The sequence below is a fragment of the Pseudomonas sp. HR96 genome, from assembly GCF_034059295.1.
Lineage (GTDB): Bacteria > Pseudomonadota > Gammaproteobacteria > Pseudomonadales > Pseudomonadaceae > Aquipseudomonas.
Window position 1 is genome coordinate 2197487 of the sequence record NZ_CP139141.1, and the last position, 16858, is coordinate 2214344.

18 protein-coding genes and 1 pseudogene are annotated in these 16858 nt (G+C 60.8%); 12 read left to right on the forward strand and 7 right to left on the reverse strand.

What is annotated here, in order from left to right; all coding sequences use genetic code 11:
* Positions 1 to 13 precede the first annotated feature (13 nt).
* Complete coding sequence (locus SFA35_RS10205) at positions 14 to 460, forward strand: RidA family protein (protein WP_320577870.1); 447 nt, start codon at positions 14 to 16, stop codon at positions 458 to 460.
* A 98-nt stretch (positions 461 to 558) separates the two neighbouring features.
* Here SFA35_RS10205 and SFA35_RS10210 read toward each other — a convergent pair whose 3' ends face one another.
* Complete coding sequence (locus SFA35_RS10210; RefSeq protein WP_320577872.1) at positions 559 to 1446, reverse strand: serine hydrolase domain-containing protein; 888 nt, start codon at positions 1444 to 1446, stop codon at positions 559 to 561.
* Between the two features lie 62 nt (positions 1447 to 1508).
* Between SFA35_RS10210 and SFA35_RS10215 the strand changes: the two are divergent.
* Positions 1509 to 1700: pseudogene (locus SFA35_RS10215) on the forward strand (PLP-dependent aminotransferase family protein); the annotation flags it as partial.
* A 74-nt stretch (positions 1701 to 1774) separates the two neighbouring features.
* On the opposite strand, the gene SFA35_RS10220 reads toward SFA35_RS10215, so the two are convergent.
* Both SFA35_RS10220 and SFA35_RS10225 read right to left on the reverse strand, forming a co-directional pair.
* On the reverse strand, positions 1775 to 2020 hold the full coding sequence (locus SFA35_RS10220) for a hypothetical protein (RefSeq protein ID WP_320577874.1): 246 nt from the start codon (positions 2018 to 2020) through the stop codon (positions 1775 to 1777).
* 78 nt (positions 2021 to 2098) lie between these two features.
* Positions 2099 to 3454, reverse strand: coding sequence for a PBS lyase (locus tag SFA35_RS10225; RefSeq protein WP_320577876.1), 1356 nt, complete (start codon positions 3452 to 3454; stop codon positions 2099 to 2101).
* 192 nt (positions 3455 to 3646) lie between these two features.
* On the opposite strand from SFA35_RS10225, the gene SFA35_RS10230 reads away from it, so the two are divergent.
* From SFA35_RS10230 to SFA35_RS10260, 7 genes are all read left to right on the forward strand, one after another.
* On the forward strand, positions 3647 to 4168 hold the full coding sequence (locus SFA35_RS10230) for a GNAT family N-acetyltransferase (RefSeq protein WP_320577877.1): 522 nt from the start codon (positions 3647 to 3649) through the stop codon (positions 4166 to 4168).
* 278 nt (positions 4169 to 4446) lie between these two features.
* Positions 4447 to 5322, forward strand: a complete 876-nt coding sequence (locus SFA35_RS10235) for a manganese catalase family protein (protein WP_320577879.1) — start codon at positions 4447 to 4449, stop codon at positions 5320 to 5322.
* Between the two features lie 67 nt (positions 5323 to 5389).
* Positions 5390 to 5596 carry a hypothetical protein gene (locus SFA35_RS10240; protein WP_320577881.1) on the forward strand — a complete coding sequence of 69 codons (207 nt, stop codon included), beginning with the start codon at positions 5390 to 5392 and terminating at the stop codon, positions 5594 to 5596.
* A gap of 127 nt (positions 5597 to 5723) precedes the next feature.
* Positions 5724 to 6518 carry an SRPBCC family protein gene (locus SFA35_RS10245; protein ID WP_320577883.1) on the forward strand — a complete coding sequence of 265 codons (795 nt, stop codon included), beginning with the start codon at positions 5724 to 5726 and terminating at the stop codon, positions 6516 to 6518.
* Complete coding sequence (locus tag SFA35_RS10250; RefSeq protein WP_320577885.1) at positions 6518 to 7687, forward strand: zinc-dependent alcohol dehydrogenase; 1170 nt, start codon at positions 6518 to 6520, stop codon at positions 7685 to 7687. Before SFA35_RS10245 ends, SFA35_RS10250 begins: the two co-directional genes overlap by 1 nt.
* Before the next feature lie 197 nt (positions 7688 to 7884).
* The gene (locus SFA35_RS10255; RefSeq protein ID WP_414058510.1) at positions 7885 to 8163 is read left to right on the forward strand and encodes a hypothetical protein; all 279 of its coding nucleotides are present in this window, start codon (positions 7885 to 7887) and stop codon (positions 8161 to 8163) included.
* A gap of 35 nt (positions 8164 to 8198) precedes the next feature.
* A complete protein-coding gene (locus SFA35_RS10260; RefSeq protein WP_320577887.1) occupies positions 8199 to 9113 on the forward strand; it encodes an alpha/beta hydrolase in 915 nt (304 codons plus the stop codon).
* A 40-nt stretch (positions 9114 to 9153) separates the two neighbouring features.
* On the opposite strand, the gene SFA35_RS10265 is transcribed toward SFA35_RS10260, so the two are convergent.
* The 4 genes from SFA35_RS10265 to SFA35_RS10280 all read right to left on the reverse strand — a co-directional run bounded on the left by SFA35_RS10265 (position 9154) and on the right by SFA35_RS10280 (position 14285).
* A complete protein-coding gene (locus SFA35_RS10265; RefSeq protein WP_320577889.1) occupies positions 9154 to 10017 on the reverse strand; it encodes an alpha/beta hydrolase in 864 nt (287 codons plus the stop codon).
* Between the two features lie 416 nt (positions 10018 to 10433).
* On the reverse strand, positions 10434 to 13058 hold the full coding sequence (locus SFA35_RS10270) for an RNA-binding domain-containing protein (protein ID WP_320577891.1): 2625 nt from the start codon (positions 13056 to 13058) through the stop codon (positions 10434 to 10436).
* Between the two features lie 391 nt (positions 13059 to 13449).
* Positions 13450 to 13836 carry a DoxX-like family protein gene (locus SFA35_RS10275; protein WP_320577892.1) on the reverse strand — a complete coding sequence of 129 codons (387 nt, stop codon included), beginning with the start codon at positions 13834 to 13836 and terminating at the stop codon, positions 13450 to 13452.
* The gene (locus SFA35_RS10280; RefSeq protein ID WP_320577894.1) at positions 13833 to 14285 is read right to left on the reverse strand and encodes a thiol-disulfide oxidoreductase DCC family protein; all 453 of its coding nucleotides are present in this window, start codon (positions 14283 to 14285) and stop codon (positions 13833 to 13835) included. The genes SFA35_RS10275 and SFA35_RS10280 overlap by 4 nt, the downstream gene beginning before the upstream one ends.
* 156 nt (positions 14286 to 14441) lie before the next feature.
* Between SFA35_RS10280 and SFA35_RS10285 the strand changes: the two genes are divergently transcribed.
* From SFA35_RS10285 to SFA35_RS10295, 3 genes are all read left to right on the forward strand, one after another.
* Positions 14442 to 15551, forward strand: coding sequence for a saccharopine dehydrogenase family protein (locus tag SFA35_RS10285; protein WP_320577896.1), 1110 nt, complete (start codon positions 14442 to 14444; stop codon positions 15549 to 15551).
* Positions 15548 to 16018: a hypothetical protein gene (locus tag SFA35_RS10290; RefSeq protein WP_320577898.1), complete on the forward strand. Its 471-nt coding sequence runs from the start codon at positions 15548 to 15550 to the stop codon at positions 16016 to 16018. Before SFA35_RS10285 ends, SFA35_RS10290 begins: the two co-directional genes overlap by 4 nt.
* A 137-nt stretch (positions 16019 to 16155) precedes the next feature.
* Positions 16156 to 16845 carry a DUF3313 domain-containing protein gene (locus SFA35_RS10295; protein WP_320577900.1) on the forward strand — a complete coding sequence of 230 codons (690 nt, stop codon included), beginning with the start codon at positions 16156 to 16158 and terminating at the stop codon, positions 16843 to 16845.
* Positions 16846 to 16858 lie beyond the last annotated feature (13 nt).

Below are 16858 nucleotides of genomic sequence, written 5' to 3' on the forward strand. Positions count from 1 at the left end.
TCAGGAGTGTTCCATGTCCAAGCCCACCCATACCCGTATTCGCATGTTCAACACCAAAGAGACCTACCCCAATCAGTCGCTGGACAACGACCTTTGCCAGGCGGTCAGGGCAGGCAACACGGTGTACGTCCGCGGCCAGATCGGCACCGATTTCGACGGCAACCTGGTCGGCCTGGGCAACCCCCAGGCCCAGGCCGAACAAGCGATGAAGAACGTCAAGCAACTGCTGGAAGAGGCCGGCTCCGACCTCTCGCACATCGTCAAGACCACCACCTACATTATCGACCCGCGCTACCGGGAGCCGGTGTATCGCGAAGTCGGCAAATGGCTCAAGGGGGTTTTCCCGATTTCCACCGGGCTGGTGATTTCCGGGCTGGGGCAGCCGGAGTGGCTGATGGAAATCGACGTGATTGCGGTGATTCCGGATGACTGGCAGGCAGCGGCGCCTGCGCAGGAATAGCGTTCAGGTCGGTCGCACCGTCGCATATCCCATCCGTACCCTAGGGGGAGGCCGCGGGCCGGCCTGTTCCCGGACGTATGACTCGAGTGTCCAGCCCGTCAGTGAGCCCGCCCAAGCCCTTGCATCAGCTGTTCGACCACACGGGCTTCCACCGCCTCCTGACGCCCGTGCGCCGCAAACACCGCGCAACAGGCCGACGCATCGCCGTCACACACGCGATAGACCGCAATGACACTGCCCGGCCCGCTGCCGGTGTGCCCGCACAGCGTATAGCCGCCGACAATCGCCCCCTGCATCACACCCAGTCCGTAGCCTGGCGCGAGCCATGGGCGCCCGGGTAGCGGCCCGCCGAGGATTCGCGCGGTCTGCATCTGCTCGAGCAGGGTTACCGGCAGCAGGTCGGTGCCGAGCAGGCGATCGAGTAACCACGCGGCCTGCGAAACCGGGCCGATCAACAAGCCGTGGTACACCCAGGCGGGGTCATAGTTTGCCGTGCCTGCCGGCTGGGCGCTTTGCATGTCGGCTCGGGTCCTGGCAAAGCGGACATTGGCCAGGCCCAGCGGCGAGAGCACCCGCTCGGCGACCGCCTGGTCCAGCGGCCGCTCGGTGAGCCGTTCGATGAGCCTGGCGACGAACAGATAGCCGACGTTCGAATAGCCCCAACCGGCTCCGGGGCTGTAGCGCAGCCGAGCCGCGTCGAGGCGCTTGAGCATGTCATCGGCCGGCCAGGCCGGCTCGTCGTTCTCGACCGCCGCGTGATAAGCCGCCAGTTCGCCGTAGTCGGCCAGACCGGCCTCATGGCGCAGCAACTGGCGCAGCGTGAACGGCTGGCCGGGTATCAGCTCGTCAAGCCGGACCCGCCCATCACGCACCAGCGTCAGGGCCGTGGCAGCCAGCACGGTTTTGCTGAAGCTCCACCAGGGCACTACCGGCTCAAGCCGATCCGGTGTGGTCGGCTGACCGTTTGACAGCAGTGAACTGAGCATGGGCGTCCTTGCACGATTGAGCGGGTCGACGGTTGGGCAGGATAGCGCATTCACCGCGCAAGGCTGACGACGCGCGGGCCGACCAGATCGCGGCAGCGTTGATCCGCGAGGGCATTCCGGTCTCGACCGCAGAACCCTTCTGCACCTCGCCCCACGTGCCCCACGCGCTGCGCCTGGCCCTGGGTTCGGTAGGTGCGGGTGAGCTCGAGCAGGCGCTGGGCCGGGTGCGTTGGTGGGTCGAGGCGCATCGGTGATGAGGCGTACCTGGTCGGTATGACCTCGACGGTCGGTTGCGAATAAAACCCTTGTTACCGTCTCCAGGTGGGGGTCAGACGCCGACCCATACCGTCTCGCCTGGATGATGCTCGCGGATGGTTTGCACGGCGTGTTGCATCGCATCGCTTTCATGGGCTGATAAAGAATAAGTGAAGCAGCTGACAGGGACGCCGGTGCTGCGTAAAGACTGCAGTTCCTGTTCGCTGAGGACGTCAGCGGCCAGCCATAACGCTGCGCCAGGGTGCGCAAGGCGCACATAGTCGTCATAACCTCGACGGTCGATTGCGAAGAAAATCATTGTCAATGTCTCCGGGTAGATGGATCACCGCTGTGCCTGGGCTTCGGGCACTCACGGAAAATGCACTGCGGATGCCGGTCATGTCGCTACGCGGGCAAACTCGGCACGGCTGACAAGCCCTGCGGATACCAGGCCGCGCAATTGCTCGATCAGCTGCGCCCGCGTGGCGCTGCCAGTGGTGGGATCGACGGCCCGATACTGCTGTTCGCACCACCGGCTGATCTGCTGCGCCCAATACGTGCCAGCCGTAGGCTCTGCAGTCATTCGTGTCAGCAGGTAGGCCACTTGTTGCCATTGTGGGCGCAGCCCCATGAGGGCCTGCCGGCGTTGGTCGGACAGCTCATGCCAGTCCTTGTCCAGTTTGGCGTCCAGCCTGGCCTGCAGCGAAGCCCAGGGTAGTGAGTTCAGCTGGTTCGCCGCTGCCAGAAAGACCGAGTCGGCAGGGTCGTCGAGCGCCGCCAGCAGCTCGGGTGAATGGCTTTCGCCGAGTTGCCTGATCACCGCCTGGCGCACGGAGGGGTACCGGGAGCGGGTGGCTGCCGTCACCCAGCGGGGCTGCAATTGGACCTCGAGTTCTGCCGCCAGCCCAAGGATACCCAGCCACTCGCGCTTCACTTCGGGAAGGACGTTTGCCTGGCGCTCGAGCAATAGCGCGTGTGGGTCGACATCCTGTGCCGGCGCGGCCCAGCGTGCCAGACGGCGGATGGACCGCGCAGAGTCCAGCAACGCCTGGCGCAACAGCGGTTGTGGCTGCTCCAGCAAGGGCAGCAGGGCACGAATGACGCAGACCCGGACCTTGGCGCCCTGGTGAGGAAGGGCTTGTTCCAGCAATTCCAGGGCTTGCCCATTCGGCAAGCGCTGGCTGGCAGCCACGGCTGCCAGGCGCACCGTCAACTCGCGATGGGCCAATGCGTCTGTGAGCAGCGCCTGCCTATCGAAGCTCTGCTCCAGCAACAACTCGAACAGGTAGCGCGCCGCGCGGCCTTGTCGGGTCAGAAAGTGTGCATGGACAGCGTCGCGAGCCTCGGGCGCCTCTAGCAGCTGGCGCACCTGCCTTAGCGTTGGGTTGTGGTCTGCCCTGTAACGCGACGCCAGCGCCATGAGCGGCTCGAGCACCAACAGCCAGGTCTGAACATGGGCGGGCGATAGATAATCATCCAGGCCCTGCCTGGCCAGATCGCGAACTTGTGGCACCCAATCGTTCAATCGCTCGATCAAGGCGGCCAAGGCACTGGGGGAGGGCTGGTCGCGCAACGTCCTGACCGCCACCTCGCGGATGAAGCCGTTGGGGTGCGTGGAAAATGCCAGCCAGTCCGGGCGCTGTTCGGCGTTGCCGAGCCAATGCATCGCCTCGTCAAGGCGTTGGGCGGCCCATGGCGTGACGGGCGCTTGATGATTGCGCAGTCGGGTCAGCCATTGCTTGATCAGTGCCACACTTGCATCCCTGGTCGTAATTTGCGTGCGCCGCGAAATATACACCAGCGCTGATCGCTGACGGTTGGCCGGCAGCGGTGCAGCCGTCATGCATTGCAGGCGACCATTACGGCTCACACCACGCCTTGGCATTGAAGAATTCCGTCGCGCGACCGACACAGGAGATAACGAGTTCTCCCCTGGTAGCTGGCGATGGAATGGTTTGACCCGATGCGCGACTTCTTCGCTTCACGAGGTATGCGCCACTATGCAATGACCGTATCGCTACCCGAGGTGGACATCGTGGCGCGGCGGGTAAAGAGCCAGGCCCACAGCTTCGCCTATCCGGCGCCTGCGTACATGGCATTGATCGAGGCGAACGGGGTGGTGGGGCATGTTCACTATGGCCTGAGTCCGCTGCGCGATCGCCTGTACATCTACAGGCTCGAGATCGAGCCGGAGCATCGTCGGCAAGGCTTGGCGCTGTCCACGCTATGGCGCTTGCACCTGCAATATCGCCTGCCCCTGGTGTCCCTGCAGCCGGTCTCGGCGTTCTGGGCTTCGGCGGCAGTCATCCTGGGGCAGGCCGGGGCGCATATGTCCACCGCCCATGCCAGCCTGGAGTCCTGCCGCTGGGCATTCTTGCAGCCCTTCGAAGAATGTCTGCCGCCCATCGGCGAGTTCCTGGAGTCGCCGCAGTGGGCTGGCATTCTCAACGCCATGGGCGCTGCGTGAAATTTCTCTTATAGCCTGTTATTGTTGTGCGCCAACTATAAGTTCGCCATTAGTTGCGGTTTTACTCCGCCTCATTACCATCGGTCACGAACTAGATAGATAGCTTTTATGGGCTCGATTGCCGAGGTTTATGGAACGTTTCGTCCCGCGCCGCTCGTCTCGCCGTATAAAAATCAATGAATAACTTTTCATCCTCCGCCTCTCTGAGTTCTGACTGCGTTGCAGTAAGCCCTTGAAATGGGCAAACGCTTCCAACAGAGAAAGCCTGAGGAATCGACATGTTCATTCACAACAAGCGTCTTCAATATACCGTGCGCGTTGCTGCGCCCAATCCTGGCCTGGCCAACCTGCTGCTAGAGCAGTTCGGTGGCGCCCAGGGCGAACTGGCGGCGGCCGCGCGTTACTTCACCCAGGGTCTGGCCGAAGACGATCCAGGGCGCAAAGACCTGCTGATGGACATCGCCACCGAGGAGCTCAGCCACCTGGAGATCGTCGGTTCAATCATCTGCATGCTGAACAAAGGCGCCAAGGGCCAGCTGGCCGAGGGCGTTCAGGAAGAAGGCGAGCTGTACCGCGCCATCAACGGCGCCGGCAACGACTCGCACATCACCAGCCTTTTGTACGGCGCCGGCGCGCCCCTGGTGAACTCGGCCGGCGTGCCCTGGACCGCCGCTTACGTGGACTCGATCAGCGAACCCACTGCGGATTTTCGCTCCAACATCGCCGCGGAGGCGCGCGCCAAGATCGTCTACGAGCGCCTGATGAACGTGACCGATGATCCTGGTGTGAAAGAGGCGCTGGGCTTTTTGATGACCCGCGAAATCGCCCACCAGCTGTCGTTCGAAAAAGCGCTGCATGCCATTCAGCCGAACTTCCCCCAAGGCAAACTGCCGGGCATGCCGGAGTTCACCAACAAATACTTCAGCATGTCCGAGCCAAGCCTGCGTGGCCCGTGGAACGAGGGCGGGCAGTGGGAATACGTCGAGTCGCCGACGCCGGCCGTCGATGGCGGTGACGGCTCGGCGTCGGTTGAATTGAGCAGCGCTGATATGCAGGTGCTGGAAGCGCTGAAGTTGCGTACCCAGTCCGACCCTTCGGCCAACCCGGTGACTGGCGCCGATCTGGGCTCAGGGCTGGTGCAGGGCAAGGAATAAGTCTCAATGACCCTGCCGCGCGGTGACCGCCGCGCGGCACTGTTATAGCCACTATGGAGATCCACCCATGAAATCATCAGAACTTCGCGCGGCCAAAACTATGGCCCAGCTTTACTCGTCGAGTTTGCAGGCATTTGAAAATGAGGCGGTCCTGGCGTGCAGGGCGTTACAGGTGACGATGGCAATCAATACGTTTGGCGTAGGAAAGTTGCTGCCGAACAACTTGCCTAATCATTTTCCAACATCGCTCGAACGCTCGCCTGCCAACCCTTGACGCGCCATTTATTCTGGCCGCCGCGCGGCACCGTTCAGCGGGGCGGCGAGAACCCGTCTAAAGCAGAATGAACGCGCTGCGCAGGCCTTGATCACTTTTAGATCATCCTCATCGTGCAGAGCGAACCATGCCTAGACACCTTCCCTCGACGGCAGTCACATCTGTCGCCCCGTCGCGCGAGCATCCAAACCTGGGACCTGCGCAGCGGCTGTTTTCGATATCTGCTGGCCTGGCCCTGATCCTCAACGGCCTCAGGCACCGTAGCCCTCTGGGCGTCGTGCAGGCGGCCGTCGGCCTGGGCGCCGCCTGGCGCGGCTATACGGGTGTGTGCAAGCTGACCCATCAGCTCGACCACACGGCCTATGAGCACTTCCTGCAGAAGGACGCCGGGTGGAGCAGCAGCAAGGCCGTGTCGCGGTCCGTCACCATCAACCGCCCGCGCGCAGAGGTGTTCGCCTTTTTTCTTGATCCGCACAACCTGGCGCCGCTGATGCCCTGGGTTCAGAGCGCCCAGGCCATCGATGCCCACAGCTCGCGCTGGACGGCATCCGGCCCGCTGGACAGGCAACTGAGCTGGACGATCAAACAGAACGTCATCCGCCAGGACCAGGCCCTGCAATGGGACACCGCTTACCAAGGGCCCTGGAAGCACCGCATCGAGGCCAGCTTCAGTGACGGGCCTCAGGGCAGGGGGACGGAGGTGAGGGTGGTGCTGGCCGTCGAACCCTACCCCGGCAGCGCCGCCTATGCGCTGGCCAGCGCCATTGCCCAGTTCACCGACCGAGCCGTGCTCAACCTGTTGCGCCAGATCAAGCAGCAGCTGGAAACCGGCGAAGTGGCCACCAACCGGATGCATGCCGATCACCAGGCGGCCAAGGCCAGTGCGCCGATTACCCTCGATCAGCCGCAGGAGGATTGGTGATGCGCGCATTGACCTGGCAGGGCCCCAACCATCTGCAAGTCGACACCGTCGATGACCCCACGATCCTCAATCCGCGCGACGTGATCATCCGCGTGACCTTGTCCTCGGTGTGCGGCTCCGACCTGCATCTGCTGGGCGGCTACGTGCCGAGCATGCAGGCGGGCGACATCATCGGCCACGAGTTTCTCGGCGAGGTCGTCGAGACCGGATCAGCCGTCACTGGCCTGCACAAAGGCGACCGGGTCATCACCATCTCTATCATCGGCTGCGGCGAGTGCGAACACTGCCAGCGCAGCGACTTCTCGTGCTGCGACAACTCCAACCCCAACCCTTCGGCCACCGACCTGGCCTATGGGCAGCCCTGCTGCGGCATCATCGGCTACAGCCATGCCTTCGGCGGCTACGCCGGCAGCCATGCCACCTACATTCGAGTGCCCTTCGCCGACGTCAACCTGTTCAAGGTGCCCGAAAGCGTCACTGACGAACAGGCGGTATTCGTTTCGGACGCCGCGCCCACCGGCTACTTCGCCGCCGACCAGGCCGGCATCCAGCCCGGTGACACCGTGGCGGTGTGGGGCTGCGGCGCGGTGGGCCTGATGGCCATCAGCAGCGCCTGGTTGCTGGGCGCCGGCCGAGTCATCGCCATCGATCGCATCCCCGAGCGGCTGCGCCTGGCTCGGCAGAAGGGCAGGGCCGAGGTGATCAATTACGAGACCACCGATGTGCACCAGGCGCTGCTGGAAATGACCGGAGGCCGCGGCCCGGATCGCTGCATCGATTGCGTGGGCATGGAAGCCCACGGCACCGAGGTCGACTACCTGTACGACAAGACCAAACAGCTGCTGCGCCTGCACACCGAGCGCGGCACCGTGCTGCGCCAGGCGATTCGCGCCTGCCGCAAAGGCGGCACGGTGTCGATCGTCGGGGTCTACGGCGGCCTGCTCGACAAATTTCCCATGGGCGCCATCGTCAACAAGGCGCTGACACTGCGCGCCGGCCAGCAGCCCGGGCAACGCTATGCCAAGCGTCTGTTCGAGCACATCGAAAAGGGCGAACTGGACACGGCTTACCTGCTCACTCACCCGATGAGCCTGGAGGATGCAGTGCAGGGCTATGCCATGTTCAAGGAGAAAACCGACCATTGCCTGCGGGCGGTTTTCAAACCCTGAAGGGCTTGCAGCAGAAAGAGCGGTTAAGCCGGAGGGCCGCTGTTTCAGCCGCGTCCGGCATTTAGAGGGCATGTGATGGTGCCTTTTGACCAGTTGTTTGGGCGGCTGGATTATTAACAAAGAGCGGCGTACGCTGCCCGCGCACAGGTGTAATGCGCTCACCGGATTGGCAGGCCGTGAGACTCTGACGGTGCGTAATGGTAGCCACCGCCAACGGCGAGAACGTTTCAGTCATATTCACCCGGGAGACTCGCGCCTTGCTGGACGGATTGCTGAGCGCGCTGGCGGAGTTCATCACTGAGCTCATTCTCTATCCCATTGGATGGCCAGTGCTGAAACTGCTCACCTTGGGCAAGTACCCCGTCAAGGGCTCATGGTTGGCTGAAACCAATCAGGCCAACTGGACCCGAGCTACAGGGCTGGCTGTTCTGGTAATCGCGGTGATGGCTGCAGCTCACCAGTTTTCCGGCTATTAGCCTGCGTTTCCATCCACCGACCGAGTGAGTTCCCCATGAATCGCCGTCAATTTATTCTGGGCAGCGGTACGGCAGTGCTGATGCTGAAGTTTGCGGCCGCTCAGGCCAAGGATCAGATCACCCAGCGCGAAACCATCGAACTGTGGGGCGGCCAGCCGCCAGGGGGAGGGGGCCCTTCGGGTGACGAACAGCTGACGTCGAGCGGCGCTCTGAGCAACATTGCTCGCCCTTGTCTGCAAGTGTTCAGGCCGCTCAAGCCCAATGGCAAGGCGGTGATGGTCGCTGCCGGCGGGGGCTATAAACGAATGGAAATGGCCAGTGAGGCATGGCCAGCGGCGACCTGGCTGACGGATCGAGGCTATACCGCTTATGTGCTGGTCTACCGTTTGCCAGATGAGGGTTGGCACGACGGCAACGTTGTGGCGCTGCAGGACGCGCAGCGGGCGCTGCGCATCGTTCGTAGCCGGGAACCTCATGTGACCCTGCTGGGTTTTTCGGCGGGGGGGCATCTGCTGGGTATGGTCGCCACCCAGGGTGACGCCCAGTCCTACCCACCGCAAGACGCTGTCGATGCCCAACCGGCCATGGCTGAAGGCGCGGCGTTGATCTATCCGATCATCACCTTGCAAAGTCCCTACACCCATACCTCGACCCACAAGATACTGGTGGGGCCGCACGCCCGGGCGCAGGACGAAGCGCAGTGGTCGGTGCAAAACCGTGTCACTGCCCGCACACCGCCGATGTTCCTGGTGCAGGCAGAAGACGATCCGATCTCCGATCCGCAGAACACGCTGATCATGGCGGCGGCCTGTGAGCATCAACAGGTTGCAGTGCAGATGTATCGGTACACCACAGGCGGCCACGGCTTTGGTCTCGGCAAACCGGGCACGCCGACGATGCAATGGCCTGAACACTATGAGCAGTGGCTGAGCCGCCTGGGTTCGGCTTAGCCACGGTGCTCATCTACCCGATGACCCAGAGCAGCGACGATCAACCCTTCCAGGGCGCCAGAAACTTCAACAACAGCGCGTTCACCTGTTCCGGCTGCTCCTCCTGCGGCAGGTGGCCGCACTGCTCGATGGCGTGGGTCTCCAGGTCGTCGGCCATCTCGGCCCAGACCTTGGGCATGTCGAAGAGCTTGCCCACCGCCTGAAAGTCCGCGCCCCACAACGACATCGTCGGCACCGAAATCTTGCTGTCGGCATCTTCCTGGTCCTGAGCGACGTCGGTGGCGTTGGCGCGGTAGTCGGCCATCGCCCCACGCACAGCGCCCGGCGCCTGATAGGCCTTGACGTAGGTGTCGAAGGCTTCACCGGTGATGGTTTGCGGGTCGTGGCACCAGTCGGAAAAGAAATGCCGCAGCCAGATGTGCTCGCGTCCAGCGATCAATGCCTCCGGCAGGTCCGGGACCAGGTGAAACAGAAAGAACCAGTACGCTTGGGCAATCTTGGCGTCCAGCTCACGGGAGACGACGCGGGTGGGCACATTGTCCATCACCACCAGTCGATCGAGCAGCGGCGCAAAATCCTTGGCAAAGCGTGTGGCCACCCGAGCGCCGCGGTCATGACCCACCAGCGCGACCTTGGGAATGTCCAGCTCGCGCATCAGCTCGCGGATGTCCAAAGCCATGTTGCGCTTGTCGTAGCCGGTGGCAGGCTTCTCGGTCTCGCCGTAACCGCGCAGGTCCGGCACTATGACCCGGTAACGCTCGGCGAGCACCGGAATCTGAAAGCGCCACGCATAGCCGGTTTCCGGAAAACCATGCAGCAGAATCACCGGCGGCCCATCGCCGGCCTCGACGACATGCTGGCGAATGCCGTTGGCGTTGACCGAATAGCTTTTCAAGCTGGACATGACGACCCCTGTGAGATGTGGTGCTGTGATGGCAGGCCAGCGTCGGCGAGCAAAAAACGGCCTTGGCCGTGCGGGCTTTGAATGCTGGACAGGATGATGGGTATGACGGGCGTGGGGGGCGGGTCGTTCAGTTGGAAGGGGCGATGGGGGTGGATTCGTTTCAGGGCTTTGGTGATGGTTGTAGTGGTCGACTGATCTCGGACACTGCGTTAATTTTTCTGGGGAGCGGCAGGCGCAAAGCCTTCGTTGAACTGGTCACGTGGCAGTCAATTGAATCAATTGAAGCAATGTGCATTATCAATACTTAATGCATGAGTTTCTGTAGTGGCTGATTAAGATTGTCGCCCTGATACAAATAAACACAAGAGAGGGGCCTGCATTGGCCCCTCTGAGTACAGCAGGATTTTCAACTCGAGTTAGCTTATGTATTTTTTGAGTCGAAGACGAAGTTCATCCAACCCTAGCTTAAAGGCTTCCACGAGGTCCTCATCAACCCCTTCCTGCTTCTTGATTGTGCCGTGAATGTGTGCAAGCGTTTCGAGCTGAACGTTCATTGCGGCTTCGGTTTTCGCGTTAAAGTCATCACGCTGCTCGACTGCATCCCACCACGCTTTAAGATACTCCAAGCCTATGTAGAGGATGCGCGGGCTTCGAACAAACGAGTCAAAACAGAATACTGAGGCAAGCCAGATGTCGATGTAATCGTCTGCATCAGAGGTATTGTTCTTTGTTAGATAAAAATAAGTTGCTAAAAGGTTCTTTCGGGCCTGTTTGAGATCTACAACTGCTCCGGTAGCCTTGTTCATTTTGAAAACATTATTAATTTCAATGCCTGCTTCTCGACAACGGGAAGCCGCAGACATGTAGCTCCGAGCCTTAATGTCGATTTGAGCTAGGTTTTCAACGGCATTAGCTCTTGCGAGCAAAATGTCCACATCAGGCACTTTTTTCTCGCTGAAAGCTGTAATGTCTAATACTCCACTCCAATCACCCATTAACGATTTAGCTTCTATCCATAATGTTAGTAGCTCTGGGCGTCTACATTCGAGTTCATGTGCAGTGCGCAAGTTGACCTCTGCCTTTCGAGGGTCCGGTTGCTCGATTTGCAGGTAGGCACGCCCAAGGAGACATTTTACGTCAGGATGATTTGGGTGCTGCTTGTCGAGTACAATACTGTGTTCCAGAGCTTCGTCTGGTGCTCCAGCTGCCCACAACGACACGATTCGTTTCACGTCATAGCCAATGTCTTTTTTTGACTTGCCATTTTTTGATCTCGACTTAGCGCAATCTGATTCAATCCGTTTTGGATTCTTAATTTTTTCTTTCAGGATGTCCTTCATCATACGGATGCTTGAAGGGACTGCGATCCGGTTTCCGCCCGGAAGATGAGATTCTGCGTTAGTGATGAGGTGGTATCGCCTTAGCTCCGCAAAATCGTCTCTTACCTGTTGCTCACTTCTAGTGAGTATAGTGCTAAGTTCAACTAAGTGGCTCTCGGAGAGAATGCACAACGCGTACAAGGTTGCGCGTGCAGCGTCGGAAAGTTGGTCAAGTTCCCTCTGAAAAGCGAAGCGGCGTACGTCTTCTCCATCGGCGTTTTGCCATTTGATCAACGCCTTTTCAACTGACTCCCCTAGAGATACCAATCGAAGTACCGAGGAAGCAAATGTTGGAGAACCTTCAGTCAAGACATGGAACCGTTCAGTACGCTTTGCATTGGCCTCAAAGCGTGTATGTAGCTCTAGCGCTTCTGACGTCATGTTAATGAAATCAACAAACTCGTCGAATTCTAGGCCCTTTACTCGGATGACTTGCCCTGCGCCGGCACCCAAATCCAAACGAGCTGTTAGCAACGCTCGTGAACCTACAGGAGACTTTCCTATAGTTTGGCTGAATATGGATAGCAGTGTATGGAAGGTGTCGTGTTGCTGATCTGGCTCGAGTGAATCGATATCATCAATGACTATTAGTGCTGGCATATCACGCAGTGCGTTGATGGTTAGCTCGATTAACTCTTCTCGTGAGGCGTCTTCCTTGACTTCTTCTTCTAGCAAGCCCAGCTCAAGGCAAATTTTTCTGAGCATGCTATCAGTGCCTTCAAAGTCTACTCGCGTGGAGGCGACGTATTTTCCCTGCACTGCGGTAAAAAACTGCTTCTTCGCGCTGAGCCAGACAATCTTCTGGAATTCGAACGGTGCTGCGCGCGCTACCTGCTCGCTAAATTCGCGGGCAAGAGCTGTCTTGCCAACGCCCCCAATCCCAGCAAGGAGTTTCACTGGATTGAAACGGTCGACGAACCATTTCCATAAACTTGATATGTAAGCCTCTCGTCCTACAAAGTCGATGAAACCAGGATCCCTAGGACCCAAATTAGTATCTAGGATCGGCAAATTCGTAACATAACGCTCAGCATTTATAACACGCCTGCCCGGCGTGTACAGAAGCGCAAAGTTTTCTGTGGACTTGGCCGGAATGCATTGGTCGTCCACTCGTAGGTAGATGTCATTCCGGCTGAATGCGCGCTTAGTATTTTTTTGATCAGCGTCTTTAGTGAATTGGACCGGGATTTCATTGTCACCCCGTTTGGGAATGAAAAGCAGACCAACTGTATATCTTTTAGCTTGTGCGGTGACGGCGTGTTTCTCAAAGAAACAAGGGATTTTCCGCCCCGTGAAAGCGGTAATGCGCTTGTTAAATTCGTCGCAGTCGAATTCCCCTTCGAACCCAACAATCTCCTTCGGGCTGTCCTTAACGCCTACGACAATATATCCACCGTAAGAGTTATGGAAGGCAACAGCGTCTTTGATGATTTCGCAAAGCGCACCATCGTATATCGCTGATTCTTCTTGCGTAAGCTTCTTGCCCTTGGTTTTCTGTGGAAGGAGAAGCTTGTAGTCCCATAACTCACGCTCATACTCCAACGGTATACCCTTGGGCAGCAAAGCCTCAATCACAGCTGAGCCAATTTCACCTTGAGTCGCCAGGGTGTAAAGGGTATGGCGATGCATGAAAACATTGCTACTTGGTTCGTTAGAGCTCATTGATTCCCTTCCTATGATCAAAACTGGCTGGCACGATTACAGCTGTTAGCCCGAGATTTGCCATTATCAGTGTTTCCAGGGCAAAAGGCTATCATGCGGATAAGGATATCATTAAGCTCAAATTATGTAAGTCGACGCCATCACTGATATTCAAGATCAAATGACTGCTCCGTGTCGAAATCGATATCTTCGTCCTAGCCCCCAGGTTTGGCATCGAGTTGCCGCCCGACTCGCACTCTGCCGCACGCGCTAACGATATCGCTTTGTCTACCCTACTGAAGCCTGCCACTAACCGTACCTGATTCCTGGGAAGCGCCTGACTGGCCTCTTTTGGCCGATCGCTGCCCCCGAACGAAGGGCCGCTTCGGGTCGTTATCTGCCCCTACGGCACCTACAGAACCTTCCCCCAACCCCCACCCGTCACCCACCCAATCCAACCCAACGCCATCCCCGCCACATTCAACGTCACCGGATTGAACGCATCGACCAGCATCGCCGGCTGCACCACCGCCACATCCACCAGCAATGCCAGCAAGATCGCCCCGCTGAACAGCAACGGCCACGCCAACCTGGGCAAAAACACCAACACCGCCGCCAGCACCAGCTCGGCCACGCCGGCCGCCTGGGACAACCAGGCCGCGTTTTCCAGGCCGTGGGCGCGCAGCAGCAGCTGTTCGCCGGGGCTCAGCTGGATGAGTTTCGGCACCAGGCCGTGGTAGGCGAACATGAACGCCAGGCTGCCCCGTGCCAGCCAGTGCACCTGGCGGACCGGGTTCACTGTGGGCCCTGGAGAAAGCGCCGCGGGTGATCGGCGGTGGGCAGCAGGCAGACGTCGTGTTTGCCGAACAGGCGATAGCGGTTGAAGGCAATGCGGTCGTAGGCCCAGTCACGCAACCACTGCGGCACCACCCGCAGCCCGCGCAGCAGCGGCCAGGCGGCGGGTAACTGCGCAGCCACCTCGAAGAACGCCTCCGAGCGCACCCAGTAGTGCCGGTCGCGGATCACTGCCATGGTGTCGAAGGCATCCTCGGGCAAGCCGGCCCAGGCCAGCAGGGCCTGGCCTTCAGGGGACTGGACCGTGGCCAGGCGCACGCGATGCTGGCGGTCATGGCGGATCAGAAACTTTGCCCAGCCGTTGCACAGCTTGCAGACGCCGTCGAACAGCACCACGGTTTCACCCGCGGCCTGCAGCGGCGCGGGAGTAGGGCGGACTCGTGAGGTCGGCATGGCTGAGGCTCAGGGGGTGGATGAGGGGCATTGTATGCCGCGCGCGCCATTGAACGGCAAGTCACACCTAGTTACTCTTGCCCGGGCAATCACTGCACCCAGCATCGCCGCATCCAACGCCGCGACTATTGCCGCAACCGCATTCAAGGAAGAGCCATGCGCATCATTGTCATCGGAGGGCTGGGCAACTTTGGCGCGCGGATCTGTCAGCGGCTCGCGCAAGTGCCTGGCTTGCAGGTCATCGCTGCCAGTCGCAGGCCGCACCACAGCGTGCACAGGTTCGAGTCGGGCGTGACCCTGGCGACGGTCGCCCTGGATATTTTTGCTGCCGACTTCCAAGCCCGTCTGGTTGCCGCGGCGCCCGAGCTGGTCATTCACTGCGCGGGGCCGTTTCAGGGGCAGGACTACCGGGTGGCGCTGGCGACCTGCGCGGCGGGCGCGCACTACCTGGATCTGGCCGATGGCCGAGATTTCGTTGCCCATTTCGCGGCCCAGGTCGATGCAGCGGCCAAGGCGGCGGGGGTGCTGGCGGTGTCCGGCGCCAGCAGCGTTCCCGGGTTGTCTTCGGCCGTGGTCGACCAGCTGGGCCAGTCGCTGGCGCGCATCGACGCCATTGGTACGGTCATCGCCCCTGGCCAGCAGGCGGCCAGGGGGGTCGCCACCATCCAGGCGGTGTTCGGCTACGCCGGCCAGGCGTTCGCCCGCTGGAACGGCGGGCGCTGGGCCCGGCAATATGGCTGGCAGGATATCCGCCGCTTCAGCTTCGCCGGGTTGGCGCCACGCTGGGGGGCGGCGTGCGACGTACCGGACCTGGCGTTGTTCCCCGAACGCTACCCCAGCGTGCGCGATGTCGAGTTTCATGCCGCCCTGGAGTTGACCGTGCAGCATGTTGCGCTCTGGGTGGCTGCGGCGCTGGCCCGGCTGGGCATCCGCCTGCCGATGGCGCGTTGGGGTGCAGGCCTGGACCGGCTCAGTGCGCTGGTGCTTGACCGTTTTGGCAGCGACGTCGGCGGCATGCGCGTGCAGGTGAGCGGGCTGCGGGCGGACGGCGCAGCGCGTTGCCTGACCTGGGAGCTGACCGCGCCGGCCGGGCACGGGCCGCAAATCCCTTGCATGGCGGCGGTCCTGCTGGCCTGCAAGCTGGCCAGGGGCGAGCTGGCGCTTCGCGGGGGCCGCACCTGCATGGGCTTGCTGACTCTGAAGGAATTCGACGCCGAGTTTCAGCGCTGGAATATCCAGACGCAGATCACCGAGCAAGCGCGATGAGCCGGCGCCGAATCGTGCTGGTCATGCCGGCCAGCGCTGCCCAGGTCTTCGAAGCCTTTCACAACCACAGCCTGCGTACGCAGTGGGACACGCTGTTGTCGCGGGCGGCGGTGGAGGGCGGCGGCTCGCATCCCTACATAGGGGCGATCAGCGTGAATGAGGGGCGCGGCTGCAAGCGCCTGTTCGCCATGCGCACTCGCTTCGTCAACTACCGGCCGCCTTTGGTGGCCGCAGCGGTGCTGGTGGAGCCGGCAGGTTGCTTTCACGGGTGGGCTGCGTCCATGCGCCATCGCGAGATCGATGGCGCGTCTTCGCAATTGATCTACACCTTCAGCGTGCAGTTGCGGCCCCGCTGGCTGGGTCGTGTGCTCGACCCGCTGGTCAACCGGATCTTCGAATGGGAAACCCGCCGGCGGTTCGCGGCGATGGCGCACTGGCTGCGAGCGCGCAGAAGTCAGGCAGACTGAATGCCCCGGCGTAATGCTGTTACTCGAGCAGAAAAATAAACGGGCTGCCTGCCTCGCTGTTGCTAGGCTCGAACTCTGGCTATGGCCATGGCATCGACCGACCATGCCCGTGATACCCCACCCAAGAGTAGCGTCCGATGAACACAGCGTCTGGTTACCTGCTTGGTTTTGTCTTGAGCAGCCTGCTACTGGGGGGGTGTACCTCGCAGATCACGCAAACGCAGGAGTATTCCGGTTACCTGAGCGCCTACAACAACCTGCAGCCGGTCACCACCAGCAGTGGCCAGACCGCCATGCGTTGGGTCAGTCCGTCGTGGAACCCCAACGCTTACGACACGGTGGTCTTCAACCGGCTCGAACTCTACCCGATGCCCCGGCCCAACGAGCGGGTCAACCGGCAGACGTTCCAGCAGCTGCAGGACGAGATGACCGACAACGCCCGTGGTGTGCTGGGCCAAAAGTATCAGCTGGTGCCCACGACGCAGTACGCCAGGCCGGGCGCGAAGGTGCTGATCCTGCGCGCGGCCATTACCGGGGTCAATGCCTCGAACCAGGGCATGCGCTGGTATGAGGTGATTCCGGTAGCGGCGGTGATCGGCGGCGTGTCGTCGATCACCGGGCATCGCGACCAGGATACCGAGCTGTACATCGAGGCCGAATTCATCGATGCCGTCAACCATCAAACGGTGGCCAGAGTGGTGCGCAAGGTGTTCGGCCGGACACTCGACAACGCCAGTCAACCGGTCACCAGCGATGACTTCAAGAGGGCGATCGGCGCGTTGACCCGCGATTTGCAGGCATTCACCAGCAACGCCCCAGGCTATTGACCGCGGTTGGCCT

Bases quoted from the DNA above. Each gene is read 5' to 3' on its own strand.
- SFA35_RS10255 (WP_414058510.1), top strand. From the start codon at position 7,885: ATGGTAGCCACCGCCAACGGCGAGAACGTTTCAGTCATATTCACCCGG.
- SFA35_RS10295 (WP_320577900.1), top strand. From the start codon at position 16,156: ATGAACACAGCGTCTGGTTACCTGCTTGGTTTTGTCTTGAGCAGCCTG.
- SFA35_RS10290 (WP_320577898.1), top strand. From the start codon at position 15,548: ATGAGCCGGCGCCGAATCGTGCTGGTCATGCCGGCCAGCGCTGCCCAG.
- SFA35_RS10270 (WP_320577891.1), bottom strand. From the start codon at position 13,058: ATGAGCTCTAACGAACCAAGTAGCAATGTTTTCATGCATCGCCATACC.
- SFA35_RS10205 (WP_320577870.1), top strand. From the start codon at position 14: ATGTCCAAGCCCACCCATACCCGTATTCGCATGTTCAACACCAAAGAG.
- SFA35_RS10235 (WP_320577879.1), top strand. From the start codon at position 4,447: ATGTTCATTCACAACAAGCGTCTTCAATATACCGTGCGCGTTGCTGCG.
- SFA35_RS10240 (WP_320577881.1), top strand. From the start codon at position 5,390: ATGAAATCATCAGAACTTCGCGCGGCCAAAACTATGGCCCAGCTTTAC.
- SFA35_RS10210 (WP_320577872.1), bottom strand. From the start codon at position 1,446: ATGCTCAGTTCACTGCTGTCAAACGGTCAGCCGACCACACCGGATCGG.
- SFA35_RS10285 (WP_320577896.1), top strand. From the start codon at position 14,442: ATGCGCATCATTGTCATCGGAGGGCTGGGCAACTTTGGCGCGCGGATC.
- SFA35_RS10260 (WP_320577887.1), top strand. From the start codon at position 8,199: ATGAATCGCCGTCAATTTATTCTGGGCAGCGGTACGGCAGTGCTGATG.
- SFA35_RS10245 (WP_320577883.1), top strand. From the start codon at position 5,724: ATGCCTAGACACCTTCCCTCGACGGCAGTCACATCTGTCGCCCCGTCG.
- SFA35_RS10265 (WP_320577889.1), bottom strand. From the start codon at position 10,017: ATGTCCAGCTTGAAAAGCTATTCGGTCAACGCCAACGGCATTCGCCAG.
- SFA35_RS10220 (WP_320577874.1), bottom strand. From the start codon at position 2,020: ATGATTTTCTTCGCAATCGACCGTCGAGGTTATGACGACTATGTGCGC.
- SFA35_RS10280 (WP_320577894.1), bottom strand. From the start codon at position 14,285: ATGCCGACCTCACGAGTCCGCCCTACTCCCGCGCCGCTGCAGGCCGCG.
- SFA35_RS10250 (WP_320577885.1), top strand. From the start codon at position 6,518: ATGCGCGCATTGACCTGGCAGGGCCCCAACCATCTGCAAGTCGACACC.
- SFA35_RS10230 (WP_320577877.1), top strand. From the start codon at position 3,647: ATGGAATGGTTTGACCCGATGCGCGACTTCTTCGCTTCACGAGGTATG.